Origin of the sequence: Paenarthrobacter sp. DKR-5 (genome assembly GCF_018531425.1) — a bacterium.
GTDB lineage: Bacteria > Actinomycetota > Actinomycetes > Actinomycetales > Micrococcaceae > DKR-5.
This window is the reverse complement of record NZ_JAHBOI010000012.1, coordinates 1-23664: the sequence shown is the minus strand read 5'-3', so window position 1 is coordinate 23664 and position 23664 is coordinate 1. Positions and strand designations below refer to the sequence as shown.

Here is a 23664-nt window from a genome sequence, read left to right as displayed (position 1 = left end):
CAACGGGCGCCTCGAACACCTCCGCGGCTCAGCCCTCGGATTCAGGAACCTCACCAACTACATCGCGAGATCACTCCTGGAATCCGGCGGCTTCCGATCCCGACTACACCCTTAATTACGATGAGCCGAATTTCCTCCTGTGTCCATTCTCGGACACGAAACTCACACAAACACTGGACTCCTACCTGGGGACCCAACCAGTAGAGACCCCTGACCTATCCGGGGACCGCATCTAGATCGATGGGGTGCTCCCTACCTCCACCGGGCACCTCGCCATGGCCCAGGCGACGCCCGACGCCCTTGGTGGATCCTGGGCCCTTGACTGCGAGCCCGCACAGCCACGCCCGGACTTCCGGCCGTGTGTGGCGCGCGCAGCCGTCAGGTTTGCCCCCGCCAAAACCGCGCACGGCGTCGGGAACTGGCTGCTCGGAAAGTAGAACCCGTTCTAGCTGAACGCCATTCAAGAATGCGTACCTGCTGAGCGTGTCGTTCAGTGTCGCGCCGCTGCTCGCGAGGTCAGCTAACCGCCGTCTCCGTGACACCGGTTTCGACTGTCGTCGACCAGCGTCAAGTGCGCCCAGTCCCCAAGCGGCCCCAGCTTCCGCTACTGCAACGAAACCTCAAGCAGGCGAATATACTCAGAAGCGACGACCCCAATATCGAAACGTTGAATCGCCTGCTTACCGCGCAATGACATCTCCAAACGCGCTGCTGAATCGTTCAATAGGTCGATTACGCTGTTCGCAACTTCCGAGGGATCGCTCACATCAACGAGCCGAGCTTCCCCCTGTGTGATCTCGGGGACAGCTCCCGCGCGCTCCCCTGCTATAACTGGAAGACCAACGGCCATTGCCTCCACGATCGCTAGGCTAAACGACTCATGTCGACTTGTGTGTAGAAAAACCTGCTTATCTGTAAGCCAAGGTAATCGGGCGCTTGCCTCCAACGCGCCGTCGAAAGCAACGCCATCCGTCAAATTATGATCAATGGCCCAGCCGTGGGCCGCTCCCCCCATTTCATAGCCGGGACCAGCCAAAACCAAACGAGCATCTGGGATGCGGTCACGGACTTCGGGCCATGCTTCCAAGGCCGCTGAGACATTCTTCAAAGAACTAAAACCAACATTCAGCATGCCAACCTTCGGTGGCGATAACATCCCCTTGTATGAATCATTCCATTCGGAAAGATTGAGGCCGTTCGGAACGACGTTGCAGGGCCGGCGGAAAACCCTTTCGACACGTTGGGCGATGTGTCCCGTCGGGGCCGTAAAAATTCCGCGCCCGGTACAGCACATGATCTGCATACACCATCGGAAATACCAGTACAGATTTTTATTATGGCGCGCTACGGTGGGGGCCCAGTCGTGCACAGTGATGACTAATGGCAGGGAGGTAGACTGCGCAGCAAGGGCGAACTCATATGTCCAGTGTGCGTGGATAACATCAACCTTCGCCGCGAGGATCGCATGCCGGATTCCCTCTCTTTCCTTGCGAAAGAAGTCGAGCGCCCGAGCACGGGCGCGCGCCCGCGACGGTACCAAGGTAACCCGCAAGTGCTGTCCCATATACTCGACAGGGCTGGTGATTGCCGTATCAGTCGACACCAAGTGCACAAAATGGCCCATCTGAATATATTGCGCAATCAGATCGGCTGTGCCTGTGAACGGATACCCGCGGTGACGTATCGGTCCGTCGATGAACTGTTCCAGCATTGCCAACGAAGCGGGTCCGCAAAATCCAATCCTCATACGGGAAAATCCTTCAGCGTGGCGATCACCCTGCAAGGATTTCCAGCCGCTATTACACCCGGGGGGACATTCGAGGCCACGACCGACCCGGCGCCGATCACCGATCCACGTCCAATCGTGACACCCTTGAGCACGATAGCGCGAGCCCCAATGAAGACGTCGTCTTCGATGACCACTCGGTTGCGCGCGGCCGGTGTCGGCAGGCCGGAATGCCTTCTTAGCTCAACGGGGTCGGCAGCCACGACATGATGATCGCTATCCGTAATCAAGACCCCCGCACCCACAAGCACCCGTTGTCCGATTGTTATCCAGGAGGAGGCGCTTATGGTTACGCTTGTTAGGCCGCTGTCTTCGCCAATTTCGATGCCGGCGCCTGGCGAGATGGTCTTCAACACAAGCGGGCCACGTGCTTCTAGGGTGTTGCGCGTCATTGCAGAGTTCAAGACGACGCCCCGTCGCAGGGTGATAGAGCTCCCGGGAACGCGTGATACGGCCATCCGTCCGAAGATGCTTACAGAGTCCGCGATATCGATTCCTCGAGCCCGAAGCGTCATCGCCCGCTTCCGCTGCGCTAGGCGACGACCACTCGTTACAGCCATCTTGAGTGCCATGACGAGCTTGGGTCGTCTCAAGACTTCTTGTGGGGCCGCGTCCGTCATGGAACCAAGACTATACTGAGGGCGTTCATTGCGTGGCGCGGCGTTTCGTTGGTGATTGATAGTTGGCCGAGATCGTGCTTATCGGCTTCTACCACTGCAAATCTGGCTCGGCAGCAGTTTAGGGGGAATTGAGAATTGCGTTGGTCCGTTGGTAGGCAGATCTCTATGCGTGGCGCAGGCTTGGGGAACGAAATTTTTCCTTGGGCGAAAGCCTATTTGGCCTCACGGGCGCTCGGTCTCCAGTTGGTCGACCCCGCCTGGCGCCTAAATCCGCGTCAGTATTATCGTGAGTTGGGCGGTGGCTATGGGACCGCCGGCGCGTATTTCGCAGCTCTGAGCGCCCCCGGCATCGACATCAGTACGGACGCGTACACGGCAACGGGCGAAGTGGACTACTTCCGCGCAATGAGCCGAATTGCGCAAACCCATAACTTCCATCGCCGACAGGTACTCGTCCACTCATCGGGCATGGCTGGCGGCTATTTGGGCATCCGTCGCGCGCGCGCTTTTTTGAGGTTGCGGCTTCTGAGCAACGCAGCCGTACTGCATGGGCTAGACATTCTCGAGGGAGAAGATCCAGCGGTGCGAATAGGGGTCCACGTCCGGGGCGGCGATTTCGGCCAAGCTGAGGAAGTCACCCAATCCGACTTTAACCAAGCCATCCCTCTTGCCTGGTATTCCTCCCAACTAGACTCCCTAAGCCACCTTCTCAACTTGCCACTTCGTGTATACGTCGCCACCAACAGCTCATCTCAGGCCATAGTCGATGCGCTGACGGTACGGGGGGAACCCCCAGTAGTTTTGAAGTCATCCGCGACAGCGGAGCTGTCGATTCTGACTTCTTGTGACCTGCTCATCACGAGCATCAGCAGCTTCTCGCTGCTAGCCGCATTCCTCAGCGATGCTCCCTATGTATGGCACCGAGATCAATTGGGCGAGGCCGGCGGGTGGCTTAGCATATGGGGCCACGAAACACACGGCCATGGGGGCATCCAAACCGGCATCTCGCGAACCCTCGCCGGTAGACCCGCCCTGAGGGTGCATCGCGGACTTGCCAATGACGACCGGCCGACCTGGGCACCGTGGCTTCTCGACTATCTTTCCAACCGGGCCTTCTTGCGAGTGGCTCACCTAGATCTGATCCAGTACGGTGTCGTCCCGGCTTCAGCAGATTCAAAGTGAGCACCTTCCGTCTCGCAACCCGTGGCGTCGTATGGATGCTAGGAGCCCAGGTCATCACGAGTCTCGGCCAGTTTCTCTATGCAGCGCTAACTGCACGGGTCTTTTCGCCTAGTGACTTCGGCGGTTTTGCCGCTTCGCTGAGTTTGACAGGCTTATTGACCCTACTAACGACGACCGGTTTCCCGTCGTACATCTTGATGAGCGGAAATCTTTCCCGGCGCGCCGCAAATCTAACTCGTCTTCTGGCCTTAGGTGGGGGCGTTGCGGCATCCGTACTGTTTCTGGTTGCACTCCCTAGTTGGCTTTATGCTTTAAAGGCCGTCACCGGCTCGATCTTCGCGCCGGCCTTGGCTATCTCTCAAGCAGTGGCACCGATCGCAGCGGTGGAGTCAGCAATACTTCGCAGGGAAGGGCGCCCGGGCGCTGACGCAACCGCGCTACTTACCGCCTTCGTACTGTCGGCGAGCTCCGGCGCAGTGGCAATCTTTGTCCACAAGGATTCCTGGCAACTGGCCCTCCCAACCGTTCTATACCCGGTGGTTCTCTTCGCTAGCTCGGTAGCACTTCGGCGGCACCGGCTGCCAAACATCCCGAACGAAACTCCCCCAAGCTTGTTCCGATTCTCCGGAAGAGTTACAGCACAGAATGTGGGATTTTTCGCACTCCAGCAAGCATCGGGTTGGGTGGTGAGCGCACGCATGGGCGCACAAGGGCTTGGTTACTTCACTCGGGCGGGAACGCTTGCAGGGATGCCAGCGACTGCACTGTCGCTAGCGATCAACCGCGCAATGCAGCCGCATTGGCGAAAATTGACCAACTCTGCCTCGTCGGATCGAGCAATCAAAGAAGCCTCTATCCTTTCTTCTGGTCTCGCTTTTTTTCTATTTGGTCTCTTGGCGACTTACGGTCCAGAGTTAACAACTCTATGGCTCGGGCCAGGATGGTCGAAGGCCGGTGAACTCGTACCATTCATGGCAGTCTCGTATGGCATCTCAGTTCCTTTTACGATACTTGCGAATAGTGCTGAAATGCGCGGGATTTTCTCTCCTGTGAGACGTTCCCAACTGATCATGGGGGGCTTCATGCTTCCCTGTCTCCTCGCACTAATCATGACCGGGAGTCTCCTCTGGGCAGGGGCTGCCATGGCTATCGCACAGGGCGCCGCACTCGTATCGCTGCTGCTGTCTCTTCCTTGGGGCACAAAAACAAATCGCACCCAAACTCTCCTTGCGGTCGGTCGTCAAGCTATCTGGTCAGCCGCATTCTGTAGTTTGGGATGGTTAGTGGCCAGTTCGATCGAGCCCACGGGAATCTACGACGGACGTTACGGGGTCGCCCTCCGCATCGGAGTCGGTTGCTCCTTTTCTATTGCTGCGTTCCTATTTTCAGCCAGATGGAATGCAGTAGTTGCTGTCCTGCACGATCGCGGATTACGGTTGCCAACCCTACGGGGGCCGGCCTGAATCGCAGGTTTGGCCTCGGCCATGCCTTTTCGCATTGTTTACATGCACTGTAACCTTATGAAAGAATTTTAATGACAATAGAGACAATGATTATCGGCATTCCCGATCGCTACCGGGGGCACGAACTCGAGCGACAACTGGCCCGTGTCGGAATCTCGGCAAAAAGAGTAGCCGGGGTTATCGCCGACGAACTGGAAGGAGGAGCGTCCGCTTATGCAGATCAACAGGTTGCCCGCCTCCTTCTCCGTCGGGAACTAACAAACGGTGAAATCGGTTGCACCCTGGCTCATCGCGCGAGCTATAACCAGCTTCTAATGAGCGGTGCGGACGTCGGGCTCATCTTCGAAGATGACGCCCGCCTGGTAACCGAGCCCCCTTTGGAAGCGATGGGCACGCTACTCGATTCGCAGGAACCCCGCGTTCTCCTTTTGAACTGGAATCCGGATTGGACATTCGCTCTACCGGACGACGTGAGAACCGGCGGTCTTCCCCATCGCTGCAGAATCCACGAAGTAAAGGTTCCTCCAATTGACGCGAGCGCATATGCCCTGAACCGCGCAGCGGCAAAGGTACTTCTGCAGAACGCATCTAGGGTGAATTATGTTTCGGACTGGCCTGCACAGGTGGCCCACCGAATCAAGTTTTTTATCGCATACCCGCGTCCGTTCAGGTCTGACGAAACTGCGATTTCGAACCTCCAAGACCAGCGTGATGTGAATGCGCAACGGTACGCAGAGCGCGCTTTTCCGAAGGCCGTACGCTTGTTGATGAGCATGACTCACCTACGGTGGGTGCTGCACCGCGGCAGTTATGGCAGCTACGGAGCGTACGTTCAGCACGAATTAGTCCGACCAGGGCTGAGCTTCCTGGCCCGCAAGCGCGGACGACGCCTGTATCCGGACGACGAGTCTTCACCCCTGGTAGCTGGGTGAGCGAAATCGAGTGCTGACGGTGTGCGAGCCGCCGTCGGCTTCCGATATGATCCGGGGGACGGGCCGCGACAGTCGGGCGGCCCGCACATTGCAAAAGGGGGAACGATGGCGAAACGCGCGCTCATCACGGGCATTACTGGACAGGACGGCTCGTACCTAGCGGAACTCCTGTTGGCCAAGGGTTACGAGGTCCACGGCCTCATCCGCCGAGCGTCCACCTTTAACACGGCGCGTATCGATCATCTTTACGTGGACCCGCACGATCCAGAGGCGAAGCTGTTCCTGCACTATGGAGATCTGAGTGATGGGGCGCGCCTGGTAACGCTGCTCGCGGAGATCCGGCCGGACGAGGTCTACAACCTCGCAGCGCAGTCGCACGTGCGCGTCTCCTTCGATGAGCCGGAACACACCGGCGACACAACAGGTATCGGATCCATCAGGCTCCTTGAAGCTGTGCGTCTGGCAGGCACCGAGACGCGCTTCTACCAGGCCTCTTCGTCTGAGATGTTCGGGGCCACTCCCCCGCCGCAGAATGAGGAAACTCCGTTCTACCCACGCTCTCCCTACGGCGCTGCGAAGGTCTACAGCTACTGGGTGACGAAGAACTACCGCGAGGCGTACGGCATGTTCGCCGTGAACGGCATCCTGTTCAACCACGAGTCGCCGCGCCGGGGCGAGACCTTTGTGACGCGTAAGATCACGCGCGCCGTGGCCGCCATCAAGGCCGGCAAACAGGACCTGCTTTACATGGGCAACCTGGACGCGGTCCGCGACTGGGGGTACGCCGCGGAATACGTCGAGGGCATGTGGCGGATGCTCCAGACGGACGAGCCGGATGATTTCGTGCTCGCCACCGGGGGGAACTACACCGTCCGGGACTTCCTGCAGATTGCTTTCGAGCATGCCGACCTCAACTGGGAGGACCATGTGCGTTTCGACGACCGTTACCTCCGCCCCACCGAGGTCGATGCCCTGGTCGGGGATGCGTCCAAGGCGCAGGAGAAACTGGGCTGGAAGGCCAGCGTGCACACTCCTGAGCTCGCGCGCATCATGGTGGACGCGGACATCGAGGCACTCAAGCATGCAGGCAACCACTGGATCGATTCCGTCTCGCTTGAAAGCTGGGTGAAGTAAGGGTGACCGAGGCCATCGCATTTGAGCCGACGCCGCTTGAACGCGACGCTACCTTCTACGTTGCCGGGCATCGGGGCCTCGTCGGCTCCGCTATCTGGCGCAAGCTGGAGGCCGAAGGGTTCACCAACCTCGTGGGCCGCAGCTCGTCGGAGCTGGACCTGAAGGACCGCGAGGCTGTCATAGCCTTCTTCCGGGAAACAAAACCCAAGTACGTGGTGCTCGCCGCGGCCAAGGTGGGCGGAATCCTTGCCAACAACACCTACCCGGTGGACTTCCTCAGCGACAACCTGCGCATTCAGGTGAACGTTCTAGACGCCGCTCTCGAAGCCGGAGTGGACCGCCTGCTTTTCCTCGGCAGCTCCTGCATCTATCCGAAGTTTGCCGAGCAGCCAATCCGCGAGGACTCCCTTCTCACCGGCCACCTTGAACCGACAAACGACGCCTACGCGATTGCAAAGATCGCAGGCATCATGCATATCCAGGCGATCCGACGCCAGTACGGCAAGCCGTGGATTTCCGCAATGCCAACCAACCTCTACGGTCCCGGAGACAATTTCTCCCCGACGGGCTCGCACGTGCTGCCAGCGCTGATCCGCCGCTATGACGAGGCGGCCCGTAATGGTGACGCTTCGGTAGTCAACTGGGGCACTGGATCGCCTCGGCGCGAGTTCCTGCACGTTGACGATATGGCGGCGGCCTGCCTGCACTTGCTGGAGAACTACGACGGGCCGTCCCAGGTCAACGTCGGTACTGGATCTGACGTCACGATCAAGGAACTCGCCCAGATAGTCGCCGACGCGGTGGGCTTCGAAGGTGAAACAGAGTGGGACATCAGCAAGCCGGACGGTACGCCGCAGAAACTGCTCGACGTCTCCTACCTCGCCGACGCCGGGTGGACCTCGTCTATCGGCCTCGACGAGGGCATCCGTTCGACTGTCGAATGGTACCGGGCCAATGCACTGAGTCTGCGAGGCTAGCGCTCACTCTTACACGGGCGCAACTTGTCATTAGCGGATCTTGGGGGCTAAGTGGAACCGAGGGACTGGCGCGAGCACTACGGGCGGCGACTCCGCCTGGCTGACGCGTTCGTTGTGGCGTGGGCAGTCGTGGGCGCCCACGTGGTCCGGTTCGGCCAGGCCAGCGACACCGCGAGCGTCACCCGCGCGCACGCGCCTTACCTGCTGCTAACCGTCGCGCTGTGCGTTGGCTGGTGGAGCCTTTTGGGAGCGTCCGGAAGCCGGGAACCTCGCATTCTCGGCGCGGGCGCCGAGGAATACAAACGAGTGGTCTCCACTTCGCTGTGGCTTTTCGGGCTGCTGGCGATCGTCTCCTATGCCTTCCAACTCGACCTCGCACGCGGCTACATCGGTGTTGCCTTGCCCGCGGGGATGGTCGGTCTATTGGCCGGACGGTGGATTCTCCGCCAGCACCTGGGGATGGAACGAGTCCAAGGAGCAAGCACTTTCAAGCTTCTTCTGGTGGGCGGCCCCACCGCGGTCACGCACCTGGTCGAGTCCCTCCGCAGGTTCCCCGGAGCGGGCTACAAGCCAGTCGCGGCCTATCTCGCCGGCCTGCCCGCGTCCGCCATGCTCGATCCGGAGCTGAAAATTCCCGTCATAGGCTATGAACCCGCTGTCCCGACCATCATGGCTGCGGTGCGGCAGTCCGACGCCGACGCAGTTGCCATGACCGCCGGGGTGCACCTGCATCCTGAGGACATGCGGCATTTGGGTTGGGAGCTGGCTGCCGCCAACATCGGGCTGATCGTCGCCCCGGCTTTGACGGACATTGCCGGCCCGCGCATTCACACGCAGCCCGTGGCAGGCCTGCCGCTCATCCACGTCACCACCCCCACGCTCGACGGTGGAAAGCGCGTCGCGAAACGCGTCTTCGACCTGCTCGCGTCGGGATTGCTGATCCTGGTTTCTGCTCCGGTCATGCTGATGATCGCGCTGCTTGTGCGCCTCGATAGCAAGGGCCCTGTTCTGTTCCGCCAGGAGCGCGTTGGCGTCGACGGTGAGCCGTTCATCATGTACAAGTTCAGGTCCATGAAGGTGGGTGCGGAAAACATGCTGGCCGAGCTTGCGGCCCGAAACGAAGGCAGCGGTGTCCTTTTCAAGATGAAGCGGGACCCCCGTGTCACCCGGATCGGTGCGCAGCTGCGGCGCTTCAGCCTCGATGAACTCCCCCAGCTGTTCAACGTGCTTCAGGGCGCCATGAGCCTGGTCGGTCCGCGCCCGCCGCTGCCGGCGGAAGTCGACGCCTATGAGAAGCACGTGCGCCGCCGTCTCCTGGTCAAGCCCGGTCTTACCGGACTCTGGCAAGTCAGCGGCAGGTCCAATCTCTCCTGGCAGGACTCGGTGCGCCTCGATCTCTACTACGTCGAGAACTGGTCCATGGCCGGCGATATCCTCATCCTGTTGCGCACCGCTCGCGCGGTCGTCAAGCGCGACGGGGCTTACTAGGCAATGACTTCAGCACCTCGCAATAAGAAGGGTCTCCCCATGCGTATCTCCGTGATCGGCTGCGGCTATCTGGGCGCTGTCCACGCCGCCAGCATGGCCAAACTGGGCCATGAAGTGGTCGGCATCGATGTCGACGACGCCAAGATCGCGGATCTCGCCCGCGGCAAGGCGCCGTTCTTCGAACCCGGGCTCGAGCAACTGCTCCTTGAGGTACAGGCCACCGGCCGCCTCACCTTCACCACCGACATATCCGCGGCCAAGGGGTCGAAGGCGCACTTCATCTGCGTCGGAACGCCGCAGAAGAAGGGCGAGAACGCGGCAGACATGCGCTACGTGGACGCCGCGGCAGCAGCACTCCTTCCTTATGTGGCGGCCGGCGACGTCGTCGTCGGCAAGTCCACGGTTCCGGTTGGCACGGCAGCCCGCTTGGCTGACTTGCTGCATGAGCTGCAACCGCAGGCCCACCTCGCGTGGAACCCGGAGTTTCTCCGCGAAGGACACGCGATCAAGGACACGCTCCATCCGGACCGTTTTGTCTACGGCGTGGAGGACGGCAACGACGACCACCCGGCAGCTGCGCTCCTCGACGAGGTCTATGCAGCGCCGCTGTCCGAGGGCACCTCCCGCATCGTCACCGATTACGCCACCGCCGAGCTGGTCAAGACAGCGGCGAACTCCTTCCTCGCCACCAAGATCTCTTTTATCAACGCCATGGCGGAGGTCTGCGAGGCGGCCGGCGCCGACGTCACACTGCTGGCCGACTCTATCGGCCTGGACGACCGGATCGGACGGAAGTTCCTCAACGCCGGGATCGGCTTCGGCGGGGGTTGCCTGCCCAAGGACATCCGGGCGTTCATGGCGCGAGCCGGCGAGCTTGGCGCGGACCAGGCGCTCTCTTTCCTGCGGGAGGTGGATGCCATCAACATGCGGCGGCGCACCCGCGTCGTCGAGCTGACCCGCGAGCTGTGCGAAGGAAGCCTCCTGGGCAAGCGCGTCGCCGTCCTGGGCGCCGCTTTCAAACCAGAGAGCGACGACGTCAGAGACTCGCCCGCGCTGAGTGTCGCCGCCCAGCTGCAGCTGCAAGGCGCCGTTGTCTCGGTCACCGACCCGCAGGCGCTCGGCAACGCCGCCAGGCGCTTCCCGGAACTGAACTTCGAACCGGACACCGACCGCTGCCTCAGCAAGGCCGACGCCGTGCTGCTGCTCACGGAGTGGCGCGAATACCGGGAACTGGACCCGCACGCCGTCGCGGATCTTGTCTCCACCTGCCGTATTCTCGACGGGCGTAACGTTCTGGACCCGGCCAAATGGCGCGACGCCGGCTGGAGCTACCGTGGATTGGGGCGGCCGCAGGCATGAGCGAGACCAACAACACCTCCCCCGTTGAGGGAGAGGGCGGTGGCCCTGCGCGCGTCCGGGTCAAGAAGCGCATCCAGCCCCGCAGACGCCGAAAGATCCTGCTCAGGATTGCGCTGGCCGTCGGCCTCGTGGCAGTGCTCCTCGCGGCGGCCGGCTTTTGGCTGGGGAACCGGGCCGTGGAGATCAAATCCGATCTTGAAGCCAGCAATACCCTGCTGCCCGAGCTCAAAACGCAGCTCCTGGCCAATGACAAAGCCGCCGCAAACAAGACCATCGCGTCGCTCCGGGACCACACCTCCGCTGCGCGTTCCGCCGGGACGGACCCGGTCTGGAAGGCTGCCGCGGCTCTGCCAGTCATCGGCGCGAATTTCTCCGCCGGCACGGAGGCGACCGTCGCTGCGGACGATCTGGTGAACCTCGCCGCCGCCCCGCTCGTGAGAGTCTATGACTCCCTCGATTGGAAGGCCCTCACCCCGGCGCACGGGGCGGTCAATCTTCAGCCGTTCTCCGCCGCGGCACCGAGCATCGTCTCCGCCGCACGGACCGTGCAGCTTTCCTACGAGCGCCTGGAGAACATTGACACCTCCTCGCTGCTGCCGCAGGTGGCCCAACCGCTGGAGAAGGCCAAGTCCCAGCTGGCCGACGCGCGCCTGGCCCTGAACACGGCCGGCGACGCCGCACAGCTCATCCCCGCGATGATGGGCGAGGACGGCATCCGCAACTACCTCTTGCTGGTGCAGAACCTCGCGGAAATCCGCACGTCGGGCGGGATCCCCGGCGCCCTGGCGGTGCTCCAGGTCAACCACGGGAGGATCAAGCTGGGGGCACAGAGCAGCGCCACGGCCTTGCGCGCATTCGACCCGCCGGTCGACGTCGACGCCCAGCAGGAGCAGATCTACACCTCGCGCCTCGGGACCTATATGCAGGACGTCAATATGACGCCGGACTTCCCTACCGCCGCACAGACGGCCAAACAAATGTGGGAGAAGCGCAACCCCAGGCAGACGATTGACGGAGTGCTCTCCATTGATCCGGTCGTGCTGGGCAAGATGCTCAAGGTCACCGGACCGGTGGAGCTGCCCTCCGAAGCGGGGCTCACCGGAATGCCGACGACCTTGACCGCCGACAACGTGGTCAAGACCTTGCTGAGCGACGTTTACGCCAAGGTCCCCAACCCTGCGGACCAGGACCTCTACTTCGCCGGCGTCGCCAAGAAGGTCTTCGACGCCGTCTCCAGCGGCAAGGGTTCCGGCGAGCAGCTGGTAAACGCCCTCGCCGCCGGAACGGCGGAACACCGGGTGCTGCTCTGGTCCGCCCACAGCGACGAGCAACGGCTGCTCAGCGGACAGACTATTGCTGGATCGGTCACCGGACCGAGTGTTCCCGCGGCGGCCTTTGGCGCCTACTTCAACGACGGTACCGGCGCCAAAATGGACTACTACGTGAAGCGCAGGATCCAGCTGGTGCAGGGCTGCGACGCCGGCGGCTACCGGAACTTCACCGTGAAGATGACCCTCACAAACACAGCCCCTGCTGACGCTGCCACATCCCTGCCAAGGTACGTCACCGGCGGCGGAGACTTCGGGGTTGCGCCTGGCACGGTCCAGACCAACGTCATCGCCTACGGTCCCTCGCAGGCCAATCTCGACACCGCCAAAGTGGACGGGAAACAGGTGCCTCTGGGGTCCTACCGGCACGCGGCGCGACCGGTCGGCACGCTGACCGTTCAGCTCTCTCCCGGAGAGTCGAAGACCGTCGAAATAAGCTTCGGGAAGGTGGTCCAGACTAGCGCTCCGCAGCTCGCGGTGACCCCGACCATCCAGCCGGTGAACGACGTCGTCGGACCTCTCATCACCGCTTGCACCAAGTGACATCTGAACTTTAGGTAACGGAACTAAATTAGTTTTGTCACGCAATAATCCAACTGATAGTCTTACCTCGAATCGCGGTCTCATAGGGGGAAGCGCGATGCCTAAGACTGGGGAGAAAAATGAAAAAAACGCTCGCGGCTGTTGTCCTCGCGGGATCGCTGACCTTTGCCGGTGCCGCTGCAGCCTCTGCTGCTCCTGACACCTACACGGCTCCGGGCGTTGGCCAGGGCCAGGTCTCCAACGGAACCGTCACCGTTGGCCAGCAGTTCATCTTCAGCGGCACGGGCTTCGCGCCGTTTGAAACCATCAAGATCACCGTCACCCTCGCGCCCAAGCTTCAGGGCTTCGGCGGCGGCGGGGCCGGCGTGGCTTCCGGCGTCTTCACCGTGGTGCCCGGCTCCACGCAGACCTTCAGCGCCAAGGCTGACGCGAACGGCAAGTTCTCCATCGCGCTCACGCTGGACACGCCAGGCACCTACGTGCTGACCGCCACCGGCCTGACCTCCGGCCACACCGTGACCGCTACCGTCACCGTGACCGGCGCTGCTGCGGCTGCTGCCACCAGCGTCACCCCGACTCAGGCCACGTCCGGCCTGGCGAACACCGGTGTTGACGGCAGCGTCCTGGCCTGGTCGCTCGTCGGCTTCGGGGCCGTCGCTGCAGGCGCCTCGACCGTCGTCGTCGCCCGCCGCCGGAACCGCGCAACCGCCTAGTCTCCACGACTGCCAAAGCGGCCTCCTCAGCCTGTCTGAGGGGGCCGCTTTTGCGTCTGCCCCCGCTACCGCTGGCGCCCAGCGCGGCACGGCCCCAAACTTGACCGTTTCTTTTCGGCTCCCTAACCAAGCGAGAAGCTTCGGTTGAGATGCTCAGAGCATCCGCTGTGGATGGACCCCTTGAGACCGGGTCTGAGGTCTGCAGCGGCCAGGCGTGGCCGGGACTTGAGACCCTGGCCGCGCCGCTTTCTTTAAGCCGCTTACTTTATGAGGGAACGAAAAAGCACCCGGAAACTGGGTGCATTTCCGGGTGCTTCTCGGCCTTGGGGAGGCCATGGATGCCAGGATCCGGTGGTCAGCCGGTGACATCCAAGTAGTGAGGCCGGCCCGACAGTCCAACGTCGGGCACGGCGCGGAGAGCGTTGAGGTGGCGGGCGGCGTCGAGCCTTGCCGCGAGCACCATATCGAGCGACTCTCGCTGTGCGTCCAGCAGCCGCTCCGCCCGCTCACGCAGCTCGGCTGGAACCGGTCCCGACGGCTCAGGGGGCGCCCAGCCCGTTGGCCCACCTCCGGAGACTGCCACCGCAAGCTCCCGTTCGAGGCGGTCCAAAATCTCGATCCAACCGGCGTAGGAGGACTCAGCCGATGCCAAGCGCCCCTCCTGCCGGAGCTGTCGCCGCCGCCACCGTGATCGATGAGGCGGCCTCGTGCCAGCTTTGGCGCAGCGGCTCCAGCAGGCGGACGCATTCCTTGGTCCGTTCAACGTCCCGATGGATGTTCGCCCCGATCATCGCCTGCATCACGTAGTCGTAAATGCCCCGCAGGTTCGGCCCACCGTCCCATGCCTCATCATTGAGGGTCCTGGCCAGCTCGGCAACGATGTCCTGCGCGTGCAGCAGGTTTGAACTGGCCACGTCCCAGTTGGCCGTCTCCTGCGCGAACTGGGCACGCCCCAGGTCCAATAGCAGACGGTCATAGAGCATGGTCAGCAGCCTCGCGGGCGGAGCGCTGAGAATCGCCTCGCGGTTGTACTGCGAGAGCTGGTTGGCTCGAAGTGCGGTGGCGGTCATCAGGTGCTTCCTTACTTGCCGGAGGACGAGCTGGTGTCGATCGTCGGCAGGTTGGCGATCTGGCTGGCAAGCCAGCTCTGCTGCGATTTGAGCGCGCCGACAGAACCGTCCATTGCATTGAACATGGCGGTCAACGTCGCGCGCCGGTCGGACAGCCGCGTGTCCCAGTCGCTGATCTGGTTGGTCAGGTCCGCGACCTCGGACTGCTGGCCGGAGATCAGCTGGGTCACGGACCCAGTCACCGGGTCGGAAAAGTTCTTCGCGGCAGTCGAGACCCGTCCTGCGATTTCCTGCAGCGCAGCCTGCGTGCCTGACGGGTCCGCAGCCATGGCCGACGCGAACTTGGTCGAGTCGAAGGTGAAGCTGCCGTCCTGGTTGATGCTGATGCCCATGTCCGACGGCGAGTGGCCGTTGCTCGTGGGCATGTACAGCGCATTTGTCATCTGGTCCGTGACGTCGCTGATGCTTGAGTTGCCGGTGAAGACACCACCGGTCGCCGTCGAGCCGCCTGCCGTGTTGGTCGTCGCCGTGACTGCGCTGTTGGACGAGATATAGCTGAGCATGCCATTGACCTTGTCAACCAGGTCGCTGGCCTGCTTGCTGATGCCGGCCGTGTCGCTCGCCACCGTGATGGTCACCGGGGAGGCCGACGTCGCTGACGCGGTGACGTTCACCCCTGGCAGGATGTTGGTGAAGGTGTTGGTCGAGGACGTGATTGTGGTTTCGGCCGCCGTGCCCGCGTATAGGCGCGCGCTGGCGTCCTGGGCGGTGGTCACCACTGCCGCGCCCGTCTGGGACATCAGGTCGGTAGCCGTGCCAGCGGAGACGTCGGCGGCCGTGCCCAGATAGGCCTGGAACGCGCCCGCAGCGCCGGACTTCGAGGACGTCAGCTGGATACGGTAGGTGCCGTTGCCTGCCGGAACCTTGACGGCGGTCGCAGGGCCCCCAACGCTGTTGATGGCCGTGACAACGTCGTCGATGGACGTCGATGGCGGGGTGATCTCCGTGGTCTTGCCGGACGCGTCGACCAAGGTGATCGCTGAGGCCATGCCAGTCGCATCCGTGGGCCAGACGCTCATCGGGGCGGTGACGTCCACCTGGGTCTGGGCCAACTGGTCGAAAGTCACGCTAAAGGAACCCGTCGCGGCACCGGCACCGGCGGTGGCCGTGACGGATGTGGAGCTGGAGGTCGCGGTGAACAGACTCGTGCCGCCGGGGGCGGTCATCTTAGCCGTCATGTCCAGCAGCGGCTGGCCAAAGCTCTTGAGGGTCTGCAGGGAGGAAATCAGGCTCTGGTCCGCGCTCTGTTTGCTCTGCAGCATCTGCTGTGGAAGTGCCTCCACAGCCATGAGGGAATTGATGATCGAAGCTGTGTCCAGGCCGCTGCCCAGGCCGGAGATGGATGTTGCCACGGGAAATCTCCTCGGTTGATGGTGGATGGCCGCCACACTGCGGCGGTGATGCGCCGATGGCGGTCAAGGGGGCTTGGTGCCCTCCCTGACCGCCGTCGGTGCCTCAGCTGATCCGTTTCCGGATCAATGTGCTGTTTAGCCGAGGAGCTTCAGCACGCCCTGGCCGGACTGGTTCGCCTGCGCCAGCATCGCGGTGCCAGCCTGGGACAGGATCTGGTCCTTGGTGTAGTTGACCATTTCCTGAGCCATGTCGGTGTCCGTGATGTGAGAACGGGCAGCAGACAGGTTCTGCGCGTTCGTGTTCAGGACGTTGATCGCGTGCGACAGACGGTTCTGGGCTGCGCCCAGCCCCGAACGGGCTGCGGAGACGGAGGCGATCTGGGTATCCAGGGTCGAGATCGTGGTTGTCGCTGCCGCAGCGCTTGCGAAGCCGTCAGTTGGCGCAGTTCCCGTCGGGTCGTTCACGAGGTTCTTGAGCGTGTCCACGACGCCACTGGGAGCCGTGAGGTTGGAGGGGTTCAGGTCAACGGACATCTTATCGTTGGCCGTCGCCCCCGCACCGATCTGGAAGGAGAGCTGACCGGTTCCGCCGCCAGCAGTTCCGTTCAGCAGGCTGATGCCGTTGAAGTTCGAGGACGCAGCGATGCGGCCGACTTCATCCGACAGGCTCTTGGCTTCCTGGGTGATCGCGGCACGCGAGGCGGTGTTGTTCGAGTCGTTACCGGCCTGCACAGCGAGGTCACGCACGCGCTGCAGGATGGAGTGGACTTCGGTCAGGGCGCCTTCAGCCGTCTGGATGACGTTGATGCCGTCCTGCGCGTTGCGCGAAGCGATCTGGTTGCCGTTGACCTGGGACTTCAGGCCTTCCGAGATGGAGAGACCGGCAGCGTCGTCGGCTGCGGTGTTGATGCGCAGGCCGCTGGAGAGCTTGGCCATCGAGTTGGCCATGTCGGTCTGGGTCTTGTTCAGGTTGAGGTAAGCGTTGCTTGCCATCAGGTTGGTGTTAATAGTCATACCCATGATGAATTCCTCCGTGATTGGGCTTCTTGCTCCAGGCCATCCGTGGCCTGTCACCCTTAGCTATCGGCGCCTGGTGCCGGCGGCGTTAGCAGAAATCGGAAAATTTTTCGCCAGTAGGGCGGCACCCCGTTTTCGCGCCGCCGGCTAACGCCCAACGTGCGGCGGCCGATAGTGAGTGGTAAGGCTGGAAAAGCCACTCGCTCGCACTCACACTTAAACCAGCCCGTTCGCACGCGCATTATCCAAGGGGAGCCAATCCATGGGAGCCAATGAACTCTCAGCCCTGCTGTGGCAGGAGAGGGAGCTGCTCGATCTCCTGATCTTCAAGCTGGAGGAAGAGCAGCTGCTGCTCACCGCCGGGAAGAGCCGGTGGCTTCAGCACGCCACGCGCGAGGTGGAGCAGGTGGTCACGCGGCTTAGGGCTGCAGGCCTGGCCCGCCTGATGGAAGCCGGGATGGTGGCGAGGGAATGGGGCGTTCCTTCCCCGGAGCCGTCCTTGAACGAACTGGCCAACGCTGCCCCGGACGGTCCGTGGGGTGAGATCCTCCGGGCCCACCTGGAGGCGATGAGCTCCCAGACCGCCCAGATCAAGCAGCTGCGGGACGCCAACGAGCAGTTCCTGCGCGCCGCGGCCATCTCCACCCAGGAGACGGTCTCCAGCCTCAGGCCCGACGCCGGCACCTATGACGCGCACGGCGCCTCCGGAGGCGCCACCGGCGCTGCGGGCCCGCACGCACAGCTTTTTGACACGCAACTGTAGAGGAACACAAGGAACAGCATGAGCACATTCGGCGGCATCAACACGGCCTTCACCGGATTGTCCGCTGCCCGGTCCGGGCTGGACGTCGCGGGCCAGAACGTCGCGAACGCCAACACCGCCGGCTACACGCGGCAGCGCGTCGAGACCAGTTCCGTGCCCGGGCCGGCCAACGTCGGCCTGGCCGCCGGCAGCCCGAAGGCCGGGCAGGGTGTGAGCGTGGACGGCATCGCCCGGCTCGGTGACGAACTCCTGGACAACCGGGTCCGCTCGGCGGCTGCCCAGTCGGGGTACGCCTCGGTCCGCTCGGATGCCCTTTCGACCATCGAGGCGGGCCTCAACGAACCGGGCCCGAACGGCATCTCCGCCCAGTTGAACACGTTCTTCTCCGACTGGTCCGGCGTCGCGAATCAGCCGGCCACCGATGCTCCCGCCGTCGTGCTGCTGCAGGATTCCAACGTCCTGCTCCAAAAGATCTCCACCGGCTACACCGCCCTCAACAACCAGTGGAACGCCACGCGGAGCTCGGTGGACACGATGGCGTCCGACCTCAACACGGCAGCGTCGCAGATCGCCGCCCTCAACCGGCAGATCCGGTCCACCCGGAACGCCGGCGGGACCGCGAATGAGCTGATCGACCAGCGCAGCAGCCTCGCAGCCACGGTCGCGGGCCTGGCCGGCGGCACGGTGCGCACCAACACGGACGGGACCATCGACGTCGTCGTCGGCGGCAACGCCCTGGTGTCGGGTACCACCACCCGCACCGTCCAGGCAGCCGGTTCCGGCACCATGGACGGATCCGCCGGCTCGCCGGTCCAGCTGGAGTGGGCGGACAAGCCAGGGCAGGCCATCGCGCTCGACGGCGGCAGGATCGCCGGGGCGCTCTCCCTCCTGGCACCGTTCGCCGCGGACGGATCCGGCAGCGGCGGAGCGATCGCGGAGGCGGCGCACTCCTACGACGTGTTCGCGCAGAACCTTGCGGACACCGTGAACGCGGTCCATGCGCAGGGCACCACGCCCGGTCCTCCCAGTGCAACCGGGCAGCCGTTCTTCGCTGTCACCGGCCCGCACGCCGCGCTGGGGCTCTCCGTGGTGCCCACCGGCGCATCCGGCTTGGCCACCGGCACCGGCGGCGGAACCTATGACGGAAGCAACGCGGACCGCATAGCCCAGCTCGCCGGGCAGGCAGGCGGACCGGCGGCAACCTGGTCCACCTTCGTCACCGGCACGGGAGTTGCGGCCAAGGCGGCCATCGCCCACGGACAGCTGGCGGACAATGCGTCGGCGGCTGCCCAGCAGGCACAGGCGTCGGCCGCCGGCGTGGATTTGGACTCCGAGAACGTCGACCTGCTCGCCTACCAGCGGGCCTACCAGGCCTCCGCCCGCGTCATGACGACCATCGACCAGACCCTCGACACTCTGATCAACCACACCGGAACGGTAGGACTCTGACCATGATTTCCCGAGTCACCAACCGGACCATGATGATGTCCGCCGAGCGGAACCTGGCCTCCAACAAGGCACGCCTTGCGCAGCTGCAGGACCAGGCCTCCAGCCTCAAGGCCATCAACGTTCCCTCGGACGACCCAACCGGCACCGCCAACGCCCTGGGGGTCCGCGCGCAGCAGGCTGCGAATGCCCAGTACAGCCGCAACATCGACAACGGCAACGGCTGGCTGTCCACCCTCGACTCGGCGCTCTCCGGCGCCACGACCACCATGCGCCAGGTCCGCGACCTGACCATCCAGGCATCGAACGGCTCCCTGACACCGGCGGCCAAGGAGGCCATTGCCAGCCAGCTGGACACCCTGAAACAGCAGCTGCTCAGCCAGGCCAACACCACTTTCATGGGCCGGAACGTTTTTGCGGGCAACTCCAGCGCCGGAGCCGCCTTCAGCAACGATCCGGCATCCGGGGTGGTGTACAACGGCACCAGCAGCAGCGTGGACCGGCGGGTTGCCGACGGCGTGAGTGTCCGGGTGGACGCCGACGGCGCCGCGACGTTCGGAACGGGCACCAACTCCGCGTTCGCCCTGATTGATACCATCGCTTCGGACCTGCGGGCCGGCTCCGACCCCAGCGCCAACCTCGCCGCCATCGACACCAGCCTGAATGCGATCATCACGCAGCGGACCGACGTCGGCGGCCGGCTTGCCCAAATCCAGAAGGCACAGGATGCAAACATGACGCAGAAGAATGCGCTCGAGGCCCAGCGCTCGGGCATCGAGGATGTCGACCTGAGCAAGGCGGTGCTGGACCTGCAGCTGCAGCAGACCAACTACCAGGCGGCTCTGGCGATCACTGCCAAGGTCCTGCCGCAGAGCCTGATGGACTTCCTCCGATGAGCACCGTGACCTTCGTGGCGCCCCCGCCGGGCCTGGATCCGCTGACACGCTTCAGCCTCACCTCCATCGACGGCGCGGACGGGCTGTACGCCCTCCGGTCCCTGGAACGCGAGGACAGCCGCCTGTTCCTCCTCGACCCCTACCACTACATCCCCGGCTACGCACCGGAGTTCACCGACCAGCAGTGCGCCCAGCTGGAGCTGACCCGGCCCGAGGACGCGGCCGTGTTCGTCGTCGCCACCCACCGCGACGGCAGGACGACGGCGAACCTGCTGGCCCCGATCGTCGTGAACACGACGTTGGACCGCTGCGCGCAGTTCATCCTCGAGGGCCAGGACTGGCCGCTGCAGGCCGAGCTGAAGCCCTAGGCGCGGTACGAAACGTGATCGAGGACAAGCGGCCGGCGACGGCCGCGGAGCTGACCGCTGCCGCTTTCGGCCGGCTACAGGAGCAAGCGCGTGCCGTGGCACGGGTGCTCACCGCCCAGGGCCGGAGGTTTGACAGCTACCCCCTGCGGGCGCCCGGGCAGCCGCCGGCGCGAAGGGGTCTCGGCGCCCTGCTCGGGGCCGGCCAGGAAACCGAAAGCCCCAGGGCCTGGCGCGTCCACTGGATGCGCCTGTCCGAGACCACCGTCTACGGGCCGGCTGCCGGGGAGGGACGCGGGCCCGTTCTGCGCTACACCCAGAAGGACGACGAACTCTGGCTCCGCCGCAACGGCGAACTGCAGGTGCTTTCCTTCCGGCTCGAAACCGCCCAACAGCACACCCTCACCACAGTGTTCGCGCCGCTGAGCCAGACGACGGCCGCCCGGTACGACTGGGTGCCGGAGTGGCGGACCAGGCAGCTGCAGAGGGCTGGCACCCGGGTCGAGGAACGCTGGCTCGAGATGCTCGGCAAGCCGCTGCACGAGGACCCTTTCGCCTCGATCGCCGTCATGCTCGAGGAACTCAGGTCCGGCCAGCGGGTCCTCTCCGGCGTCTTCTAAGCCCCCGTCCCGCGCTACCGCGGGCACTACGATAAGAGCATGGCCGCGCCGGTCCGTCCGCCAGCAGGCGGGACCTTCACCTTGGCCCGCAGGGTCCGCCGGGCACTCAAGCGTGTTCCGGTTTGGGCCTGGCGCGTCCTGATGCACGCGGTGAAGAAGAGCGAGCACGCCCGCTTCAACGTGGACCCGGTCACCGGCGTCGACTATCACCATGACATCGACTTCGTCGGCGACGGCATCCACGCGCACCGGCTCGATGTCATCTCCCCTCCCTTCTCCCCCGCCGCCGGGCTGCATCCCGTCTACGTCTACTTCCACGGCGGCGGCTGGACCTCCGGCGACAAGGCCGCGCTAACCAAGTACTGCGCCAGCCAGGCCGCCGGCGGGATCGTCGTCGTCAACGTCAACTACCGCAAGGCGCCGCGGTTCCACATGCGCCACGTCCTCGAGGACGCCAACGCCGCGCTGGAGTGGGTCGCCCGGAACATCCGGCGGTACGGCGGCGATCCGCAGCGCCTGGTGCTGGGCGGCGACTCCGCGGGCGGCCAGATTTCGGCCTTGCTGACAGCGTCCGGCCTGCACGCCGAACTGGCGGAGCACTATGCGCTCCGGCCCGCCGTAGCCCAGCGCACGATCAAGGGCCTCGTCCAACACTGCAGCATCGTGGACTTCTCGGTCTTTTTCGACCGGGGCTTTGTGCTGAGCCTGAACTTCGTCCGCATGCTCCTGCCGGGCGGACGACGGGGACGGCACGGCCGCGCCGCCGCGCTGCGGGAGGCCTCCCGGTTCATCTCGCCCATCGAATGGCTCGACGCCCGCTTCCCGCCGGTCTTCCTCACCACGTCCGAACGCGACTACTTCTACGGCGCCAACCTGAACTTCATCGACCGGCTCCGCCGCCACCAGGTCCCCACCCGGACCCTGATCTACGGCTGGGAGAACGCCAACACCGAGCACACTTGGCAGCAGGACTACCGGTTCCCGGAGTCCCAGGAGGTCTACCGGCAGCTCCAGGATTTCGTGCACGACGTCGCCGGGTAGGCTCCGCGTGCCGCGGCGGCGCCCCCGCACGGCGAGCGACCGGCCCGGCGAGCGCCCGGGCAGTCTAGGATGAGGGCGGTCTAGGGTGGGGGCATGCCCTTGCGCAGGAACCGGCAGCCGCAGCCCGGCCCGCTGCCCCAGGAGTTCGGCTCCGCCGTCTTCGACCAGGCCGCCCGGCTGGACGCCGAGCTGCCGGACCTGGACTGGACCGTGCTGCCGGACGGTGCCCGGCGGCTGGACCTGCGCGTCCCGAGCGGCACCCTGGCCGCCGTCGCCATGGGCAACGCCGAGGACCCTCCCGTGCTGCTGGTGCCGGGTGCGACAGGGTCCAAGGAAGACTTCTCGCTGATGCTGCCAGAACTCGCCGCCGCCGGATACTACGTGCTGAGCTTCGACCTTGCCGGCCAGTACGAGTCCTCCGGCGCCGGCCCGGAGAACCTCACGCCTCCCGCGCCGCGCTACGACTACGAGCTGTTCATCGGCGACCTGCTGGCGGTGCTCGCCGCCTGCACCGCCCCGGCGCACGTCGTCGGCTACTCGTTCGCCGCCGTCGTCGCGCAGCTGGCCTGGGCCCGGCGGCCGGACCTCTTCGCCAGCCTCACACTGCTCAGCTGCCCGCCCGAACCCGGGCAGAGCTTCCGCGGAATCCGCCGCATCGGCCGGCTCACCCCCTACGCCAACGGTCGTGTGGGCGCCGCGCTGATGATCTGGGGCATCCGGCGCAACCTCGTCCCGGTTCCGCCCGGCAGGCTGCGTTTCGTCAGGCAGCGCTTCCTCCGTACCCGGAGACAGTCGGTGCGCGACATTTTCGAACTGATGCAGCGGGCGCCGGACCTGCGGCCGCTCCTTGCCGCCGCGCCGCTGCCCAAACTCGTGGCCGTGGGCGAGCACGACCTGTGGCCGCTGGCGCTGCATGCGGAGTTCGCCCGGGTAATCGGCGCCAAACTCGCCGTCTACCGCGCCGGCCACAGCCCCTGTGAAACGTCCCCGCACCAGCTCTGCCGGGACCTGCTGGCACTGTTCCGGAACCCCGCCTAGCGTCGGAGGCTTCCCGGCGAGCCGCCGTGTTCCCTGGCCCACTGCCTTCGCTCGGCCCGGCGGCGCAGCGGCGCCTCCTGCGCGAAATCCACCTGGCAGGTGGTCCACGTCATCGCAAGGCGCCGGCCGAGGGCCCGCCAGCTCGTCAACGGCCGTGCCGACACCCGCACCCGCAGCAGCGGATCATAGACAACCGCCATGTCCGGGCGCAGCTGGTAGGAGATGTCGAAATCGTCATGCACCCGCGGGTTGTCCCGGTGGACAGCTGAACGCAGCCGGTCCCACACCTGGCGCTGCAGCGCGAAGTTGGAACCGAACAAAGGCGGGTGGCCGAACAGCCACCCTGGTTGGGTCCCCAGGTAGGAGTCCAGTGTTTGTGTGAGTTTCGTGTCCGAGAATGGACACAGGAGGAAATTCACGAATCATGGTACGCAGACACACCCCGGATCAGGTCATCGCCAAGGTCCGGCA

At 64.2% G+C, this 23664-nt stretch carries 23 protein-coding genes; 16 read left to right on the top strand and 7 right to left on the bottom strand.

Annotated elements, in window-relative coordinates; translation table 11 throughout:
• Nucleotides 1–604: 604 nt before the first annotated feature.
• Nucleotides 605–1747, bottom strand: coding sequence for a glycosyltransferase family 4 protein (locus KIH31_RS17985; protein WP_214428529.1), 1143 nt, complete (start codon nucleotides 1745–1747; stop codon nucleotides 605–607).
• Nucleotides 1744–2178, bottom strand: a complete 435-nt coding sequence (locus KIH31_RS17980) for a DapH/DapD/GlmU-related protein (protein ID WP_250546211.1) — start codon at nucleotides 2176–2178, stop codon at nucleotides 1744–1746. Before KIH31_RS17980 ends, KIH31_RS17985 begins: the two co-directional genes overlap by 4 nt.
• Before the next feature lie 393 nt (nucleotides 2179–2571).
• On the opposite strand from KIH31_RS17980, the gene KIH31_RS17975 reads away from it, so the two are divergent.
• From KIH31_RS17975 to KIH31_RS17935, 9 genes are all read left to right on the top strand, one after another.
• Nucleotides 2572–3588: a hypothetical protein gene (locus tag KIH31_RS17975; RefSeq protein WP_214428528.1), complete on the top strand. Its 1017-nt coding sequence runs from the start codon at nucleotides 2572–2574 to the stop codon at nucleotides 3586–3588.
• The gene (locus KIH31_RS18530) at nucleotides 3489–5051 is read left to right on the top strand and encodes an oligosaccharide flippase family protein (protein ID WP_374224904.1); all 1563 of its coding nucleotides are present in this window, start codon (nucleotides 3489–3491) and stop codon (nucleotides 5049–5051) included. Before KIH31_RS17975 ends, KIH31_RS18530 begins: the two co-directional genes overlap by 100 nt.
• Before the next feature lie 86 nt (nucleotides 5052–5137).
• Nucleotides 5138–5983, top strand: a complete 846-nt coding sequence (locus tag KIH31_RS17965) for a glycosyltransferase family 25 protein (RefSeq protein WP_214428526.1) — start codon at nucleotides 5138–5140, stop codon at nucleotides 5981–5983.
• 105 nt (nucleotides 5984–6088) lie between these two features.
• Nucleotides 6089–7117, top strand: a complete 1029-nt coding sequence (gene gmd / locus KIH31_RS17960; protein ID WP_214428525.1) for a GDP-mannose 4,6-dehydratase — start codon at nucleotides 6089–6091, stop codon at nucleotides 7115–7117.
• Between the two features lie 2 nt (nucleotides 7118–7119).
• A complete protein-coding gene (locus tag KIH31_RS17955; RefSeq protein WP_214428524.1) occupies nucleotides 7120–8094 on the top strand; it encodes a GDP-L-fucose synthase in 975 nt (324 codons plus the stop codon).
• Nucleotides 8095–8223: 129 nt separating this feature from the next.
• Nucleotides 8224–9582, top strand: coding sequence for a sugar transferase (locus tag KIH31_RS17950; protein WP_374224903.1), 1359 nt, complete (start codon nucleotides 8224–8226; stop codon nucleotides 9580–9582).
• Nucleotides 9583–9621: 39 nt separating this feature from the next.
• Nucleotides 9622–10941: a UDP-glucose/GDP-mannose dehydrogenase family protein gene (locus KIH31_RS17945; RefSeq protein WP_214428522.1), complete on the top strand. Its 1320-nt coding sequence runs from the start codon at nucleotides 9622–9624 to the stop codon at nucleotides 10939–10941.
• Complete coding sequence (locus KIH31_RS17940) at nucleotides 10938–12812, top strand: DUF4012 domain-containing protein (protein WP_214428521.1); 1875 nt, start codon at nucleotides 10938–10940, stop codon at nucleotides 12810–12812. Before KIH31_RS17945 ends, KIH31_RS17940 begins: the two co-directional genes overlap by 4 nt.
• A gap of 119 nt (nucleotides 12813–12931) precedes the next feature.
• Nucleotides 12932–13525, top strand: a complete 594-nt coding sequence (locus KIH31_RS17935; RefSeq protein WP_214428520.1) for a peptidase — start codon at nucleotides 12932–12934, stop codon at nucleotides 13523–13525.
• A 355-nt stretch (nucleotides 13526–13880) separates the two neighbouring features.
• Here KIH31_RS17935 and KIH31_RS17930 read toward each other — a convergent pair whose 3' ends face one another.
• From KIH31_RS17930 to KIH31_RS17915, 4 genes are all read right to left on the bottom strand, one after another.
• A complete protein-coding gene (locus KIH31_RS17930; protein WP_214428519.1) occupies nucleotides 13881–14177 on the bottom strand; it encodes a hypothetical protein in 297 nt (98 codons plus the stop codon).
• Nucleotides 14164–14595 (bottom strand): flagellar export chaperone FliS, encoded by a 432-nt coding sequence (gene fliS / locus KIH31_RS17925; RefSeq protein WP_214428518.1) that lies wholly within the window; start codon nucleotides 14593–14595, stop codon nucleotides 14164–14166. Before fliS ends, KIH31_RS17930 begins: the two co-directional genes overlap by 14 nt.
• 11 nt (nucleotides 14596–14606) lie before the next feature.
• Nucleotides 14607–16007 carry a flagellar filament capping protein FliD gene (gene fliD / locus KIH31_RS17920; RefSeq protein WP_214428517.1) on the bottom strand — a complete coding sequence of 467 codons (1401 nt, stop codon included), beginning with the start codon at nucleotides 16005–16007 and terminating at the stop codon, nucleotides 14607–14609.
• 135 nt (nucleotides 16008–16142) lie between these two features.
• Nucleotides 16143–17027, bottom strand: coding sequence for a flagellin (locus KIH31_RS17915; protein ID WP_214428516.1), 885 nt, complete (start codon nucleotides 17025–17027; stop codon nucleotides 16143–16145).
• Nucleotides 17028–17286: 259 nt separating this feature from the next.
• Between KIH31_RS17915 and KIH31_RS17910 the strand changes: the two genes are divergently transcribed.
• The 7 genes from KIH31_RS17910 (at nucleotide 17287) to KIH31_RS17880 (ending at nucleotide 23193) form a co-directional block, all read left to right on the top strand.
• Complete coding sequence (locus KIH31_RS17910) at nucleotides 17287–17787, top strand: flagellar protein FlgN (RefSeq protein ID WP_214428515.1); 501 nt, start codon at nucleotides 17287–17289, stop codon at nucleotides 17785–17787.
• An 18-nt stretch (nucleotides 17788–17805) separates the two neighbouring features.
• Complete coding sequence (gene flgK, locus KIH31_RS17905; protein WP_214428514.1) at nucleotides 17806–19236, top strand: flagellar hook-associated protein FlgK; 1431 nt, start codon at nucleotides 17806–17808, stop codon at nucleotides 19234–19236.
• A gap of 2 nt (nucleotides 19237–19238) precedes the next feature.
• Nucleotides 19239–20129 carry a flagellar hook-associated protein FlgL gene (flgL, locus tag KIH31_RS17900; protein ID WP_214428513.1) on the top strand — a complete coding sequence of 297 codons (891 nt, stop codon included), beginning with the start codon at nucleotides 19239–19241 and terminating at the stop codon, nucleotides 20127–20129.
• On the top strand, nucleotides 20126–20497 hold the full coding sequence (gene fliW, locus KIH31_RS17895) for a flagellar assembly protein FliW (protein WP_214428512.1): 372 nt from the start codon (nucleotides 20126–20128) through the stop codon (nucleotides 20495–20497). The genes flgL and fliW overlap by 4 nt, the downstream gene beginning before the upstream one ends.
• Nucleotides 20498–20511: 14 nt before the next feature.
• On the top strand, nucleotides 20512–21114 hold the full coding sequence (locus KIH31_RS17890) for a hypothetical protein (protein ID WP_214428511.1): 603 nt from the start codon (nucleotides 20512–20514) through the stop codon (nucleotides 21112–21114).
• Between the two features lie 39 nt (nucleotides 21115–21153).
• On the top strand, nucleotides 21154–22155 hold the full coding sequence (locus KIH31_RS17885; RefSeq protein ID WP_250546210.1) for an alpha/beta hydrolase: 1002 nt from the start codon (nucleotides 21154–21156) through the stop codon (nucleotides 22153–22155).
• Nucleotides 22156–22248: 93 nt separating this feature from the next.
• Nucleotides 22249–23193, top strand: a complete 945-nt coding sequence (locus KIH31_RS17880) for an alpha/beta fold hydrolase (RefSeq protein WP_214428510.1) — start codon at nucleotides 22249–22251, stop codon at nucleotides 23191–23193.
• On the opposite strand, the gene KIH31_RS17875 is transcribed toward KIH31_RS17880, so the two are convergent.
• The gene (locus tag KIH31_RS17875; protein ID WP_214428509.1) at nucleotides 23190–23612 is read right to left on the bottom strand and encodes a hypothetical protein; all 423 of its coding nucleotides are present in this window, start codon (nucleotides 23610–23612) and stop codon (nucleotides 23190–23192) included. The two genes, KIH31_RS17880 and KIH31_RS17875, sit on opposite strands and share 4 nt — an antisense overlap.
• Nucleotides 23613–23664: the final 52 nt, after the last annotated feature.

Excerpts from the sequence above, each read along its gene's own strand:
- fliS (WP_214428518.1), bottom strand. The coding sequence starts at position 14,595 with ATGACCGCCACCGCACTTCGAGCCAACCAGCTCTCGCAGTACAACCGC.
- flgL (WP_214428513.1), top strand. The coding sequence starts at position 19,239 with ATGATTTCCCGAGTCACCAACCGGACCATGATGATGTCCGCCGAGCGG.
- KIH31_RS17975 (WP_214428528.1), top strand. The coding sequence starts at position 2,572 with ATGCGTGGCGCAGGCTTGGGGAACGAAATTTTTCCTTGGGCGAAAGCC.
- KIH31_RS17935 (WP_214428520.1), top strand. The coding sequence starts at position 12,932 with ATGAAAAAAACGCTCGCGGCTGTTGTCCTCGCGGGATCGCTGACCTTT.
- flgK (WP_214428514.1), top strand. The coding sequence starts at position 17,806 with ATGAGCACATTCGGCGGCATCAACACGGCCTTCACCGGATTGTCCGCT.
- gmd (WP_214428525.1), top strand. The coding sequence starts at position 6,089 with ATGGCGAAACGCGCGCTCATCACGGGCATTACTGGACAGGACGGCTCG.
- KIH31_RS17910 (WP_214428515.1), top strand. The coding sequence starts at position 17,287 with ATGGGAGCCAATGAACTCTCAGCCCTGCTGTGGCAGGAGAGGGAGCTG.
- fliW (WP_214428512.1), top strand. The coding sequence starts at position 20,126 with ATGAGCACCGTGACCTTCGTGGCGCCCCCGCCGGGCCTGGATCCGCTG.
- KIH31_RS17965 (WP_214428526.1), top strand. The coding sequence starts at position 5,138 with ATGATTATCGGCATTCCCGATCGCTACCGGGGGCACGAACTCGAGCGA.
- KIH31_RS17885 (WP_250546210.1), top strand. The coding sequence starts at position 21,154 with ATGGCCGCGCCGGTCCGTCCGCCAGCAGGCGGGACCTTCACCTTGGCC.
- KIH31_RS17980 (WP_250546211.1), bottom strand. The coding sequence starts at position 2,178 with ATGACGCGCAACACCCTAGAAGCACGTGGCCCGCTTGTGTTGAAGACC.
- KIH31_RS17880 (WP_214428510.1), top strand. The coding sequence starts at position 22,249 with ATGCCCTTGCGCAGGAACCGGCAGCCGCAGCCCGGCCCGCTGCCCCAG.
- KIH31_RS17945 (WP_214428522.1), top strand. The coding sequence starts at position 9,622 with ATGCGTATCTCCGTGATCGGCTGCGGCTATCTGGGCGCTGTCCACGCC.
- KIH31_RS17915 (WP_214428516.1), bottom strand. The coding sequence starts at position 17,027 with ATGGGTATGACTATTAACACCAACCTGATGGCAAGCAACGCTTACCTC.
- KIH31_RS17940 (WP_214428521.1), top strand. The coding sequence starts at position 10,938 with ATGAGCGAGACCAACAACACCTCCCCCGTTGAGGGAGAGGGCGGTGGC.
- KIH31_RS17985 (WP_214428529.1), bottom strand. The coding sequence starts at position 1,747 with ATGAGGATTGGATTTTGCGGACCCGCTTCGTTGGCAATGCTGGAACAG.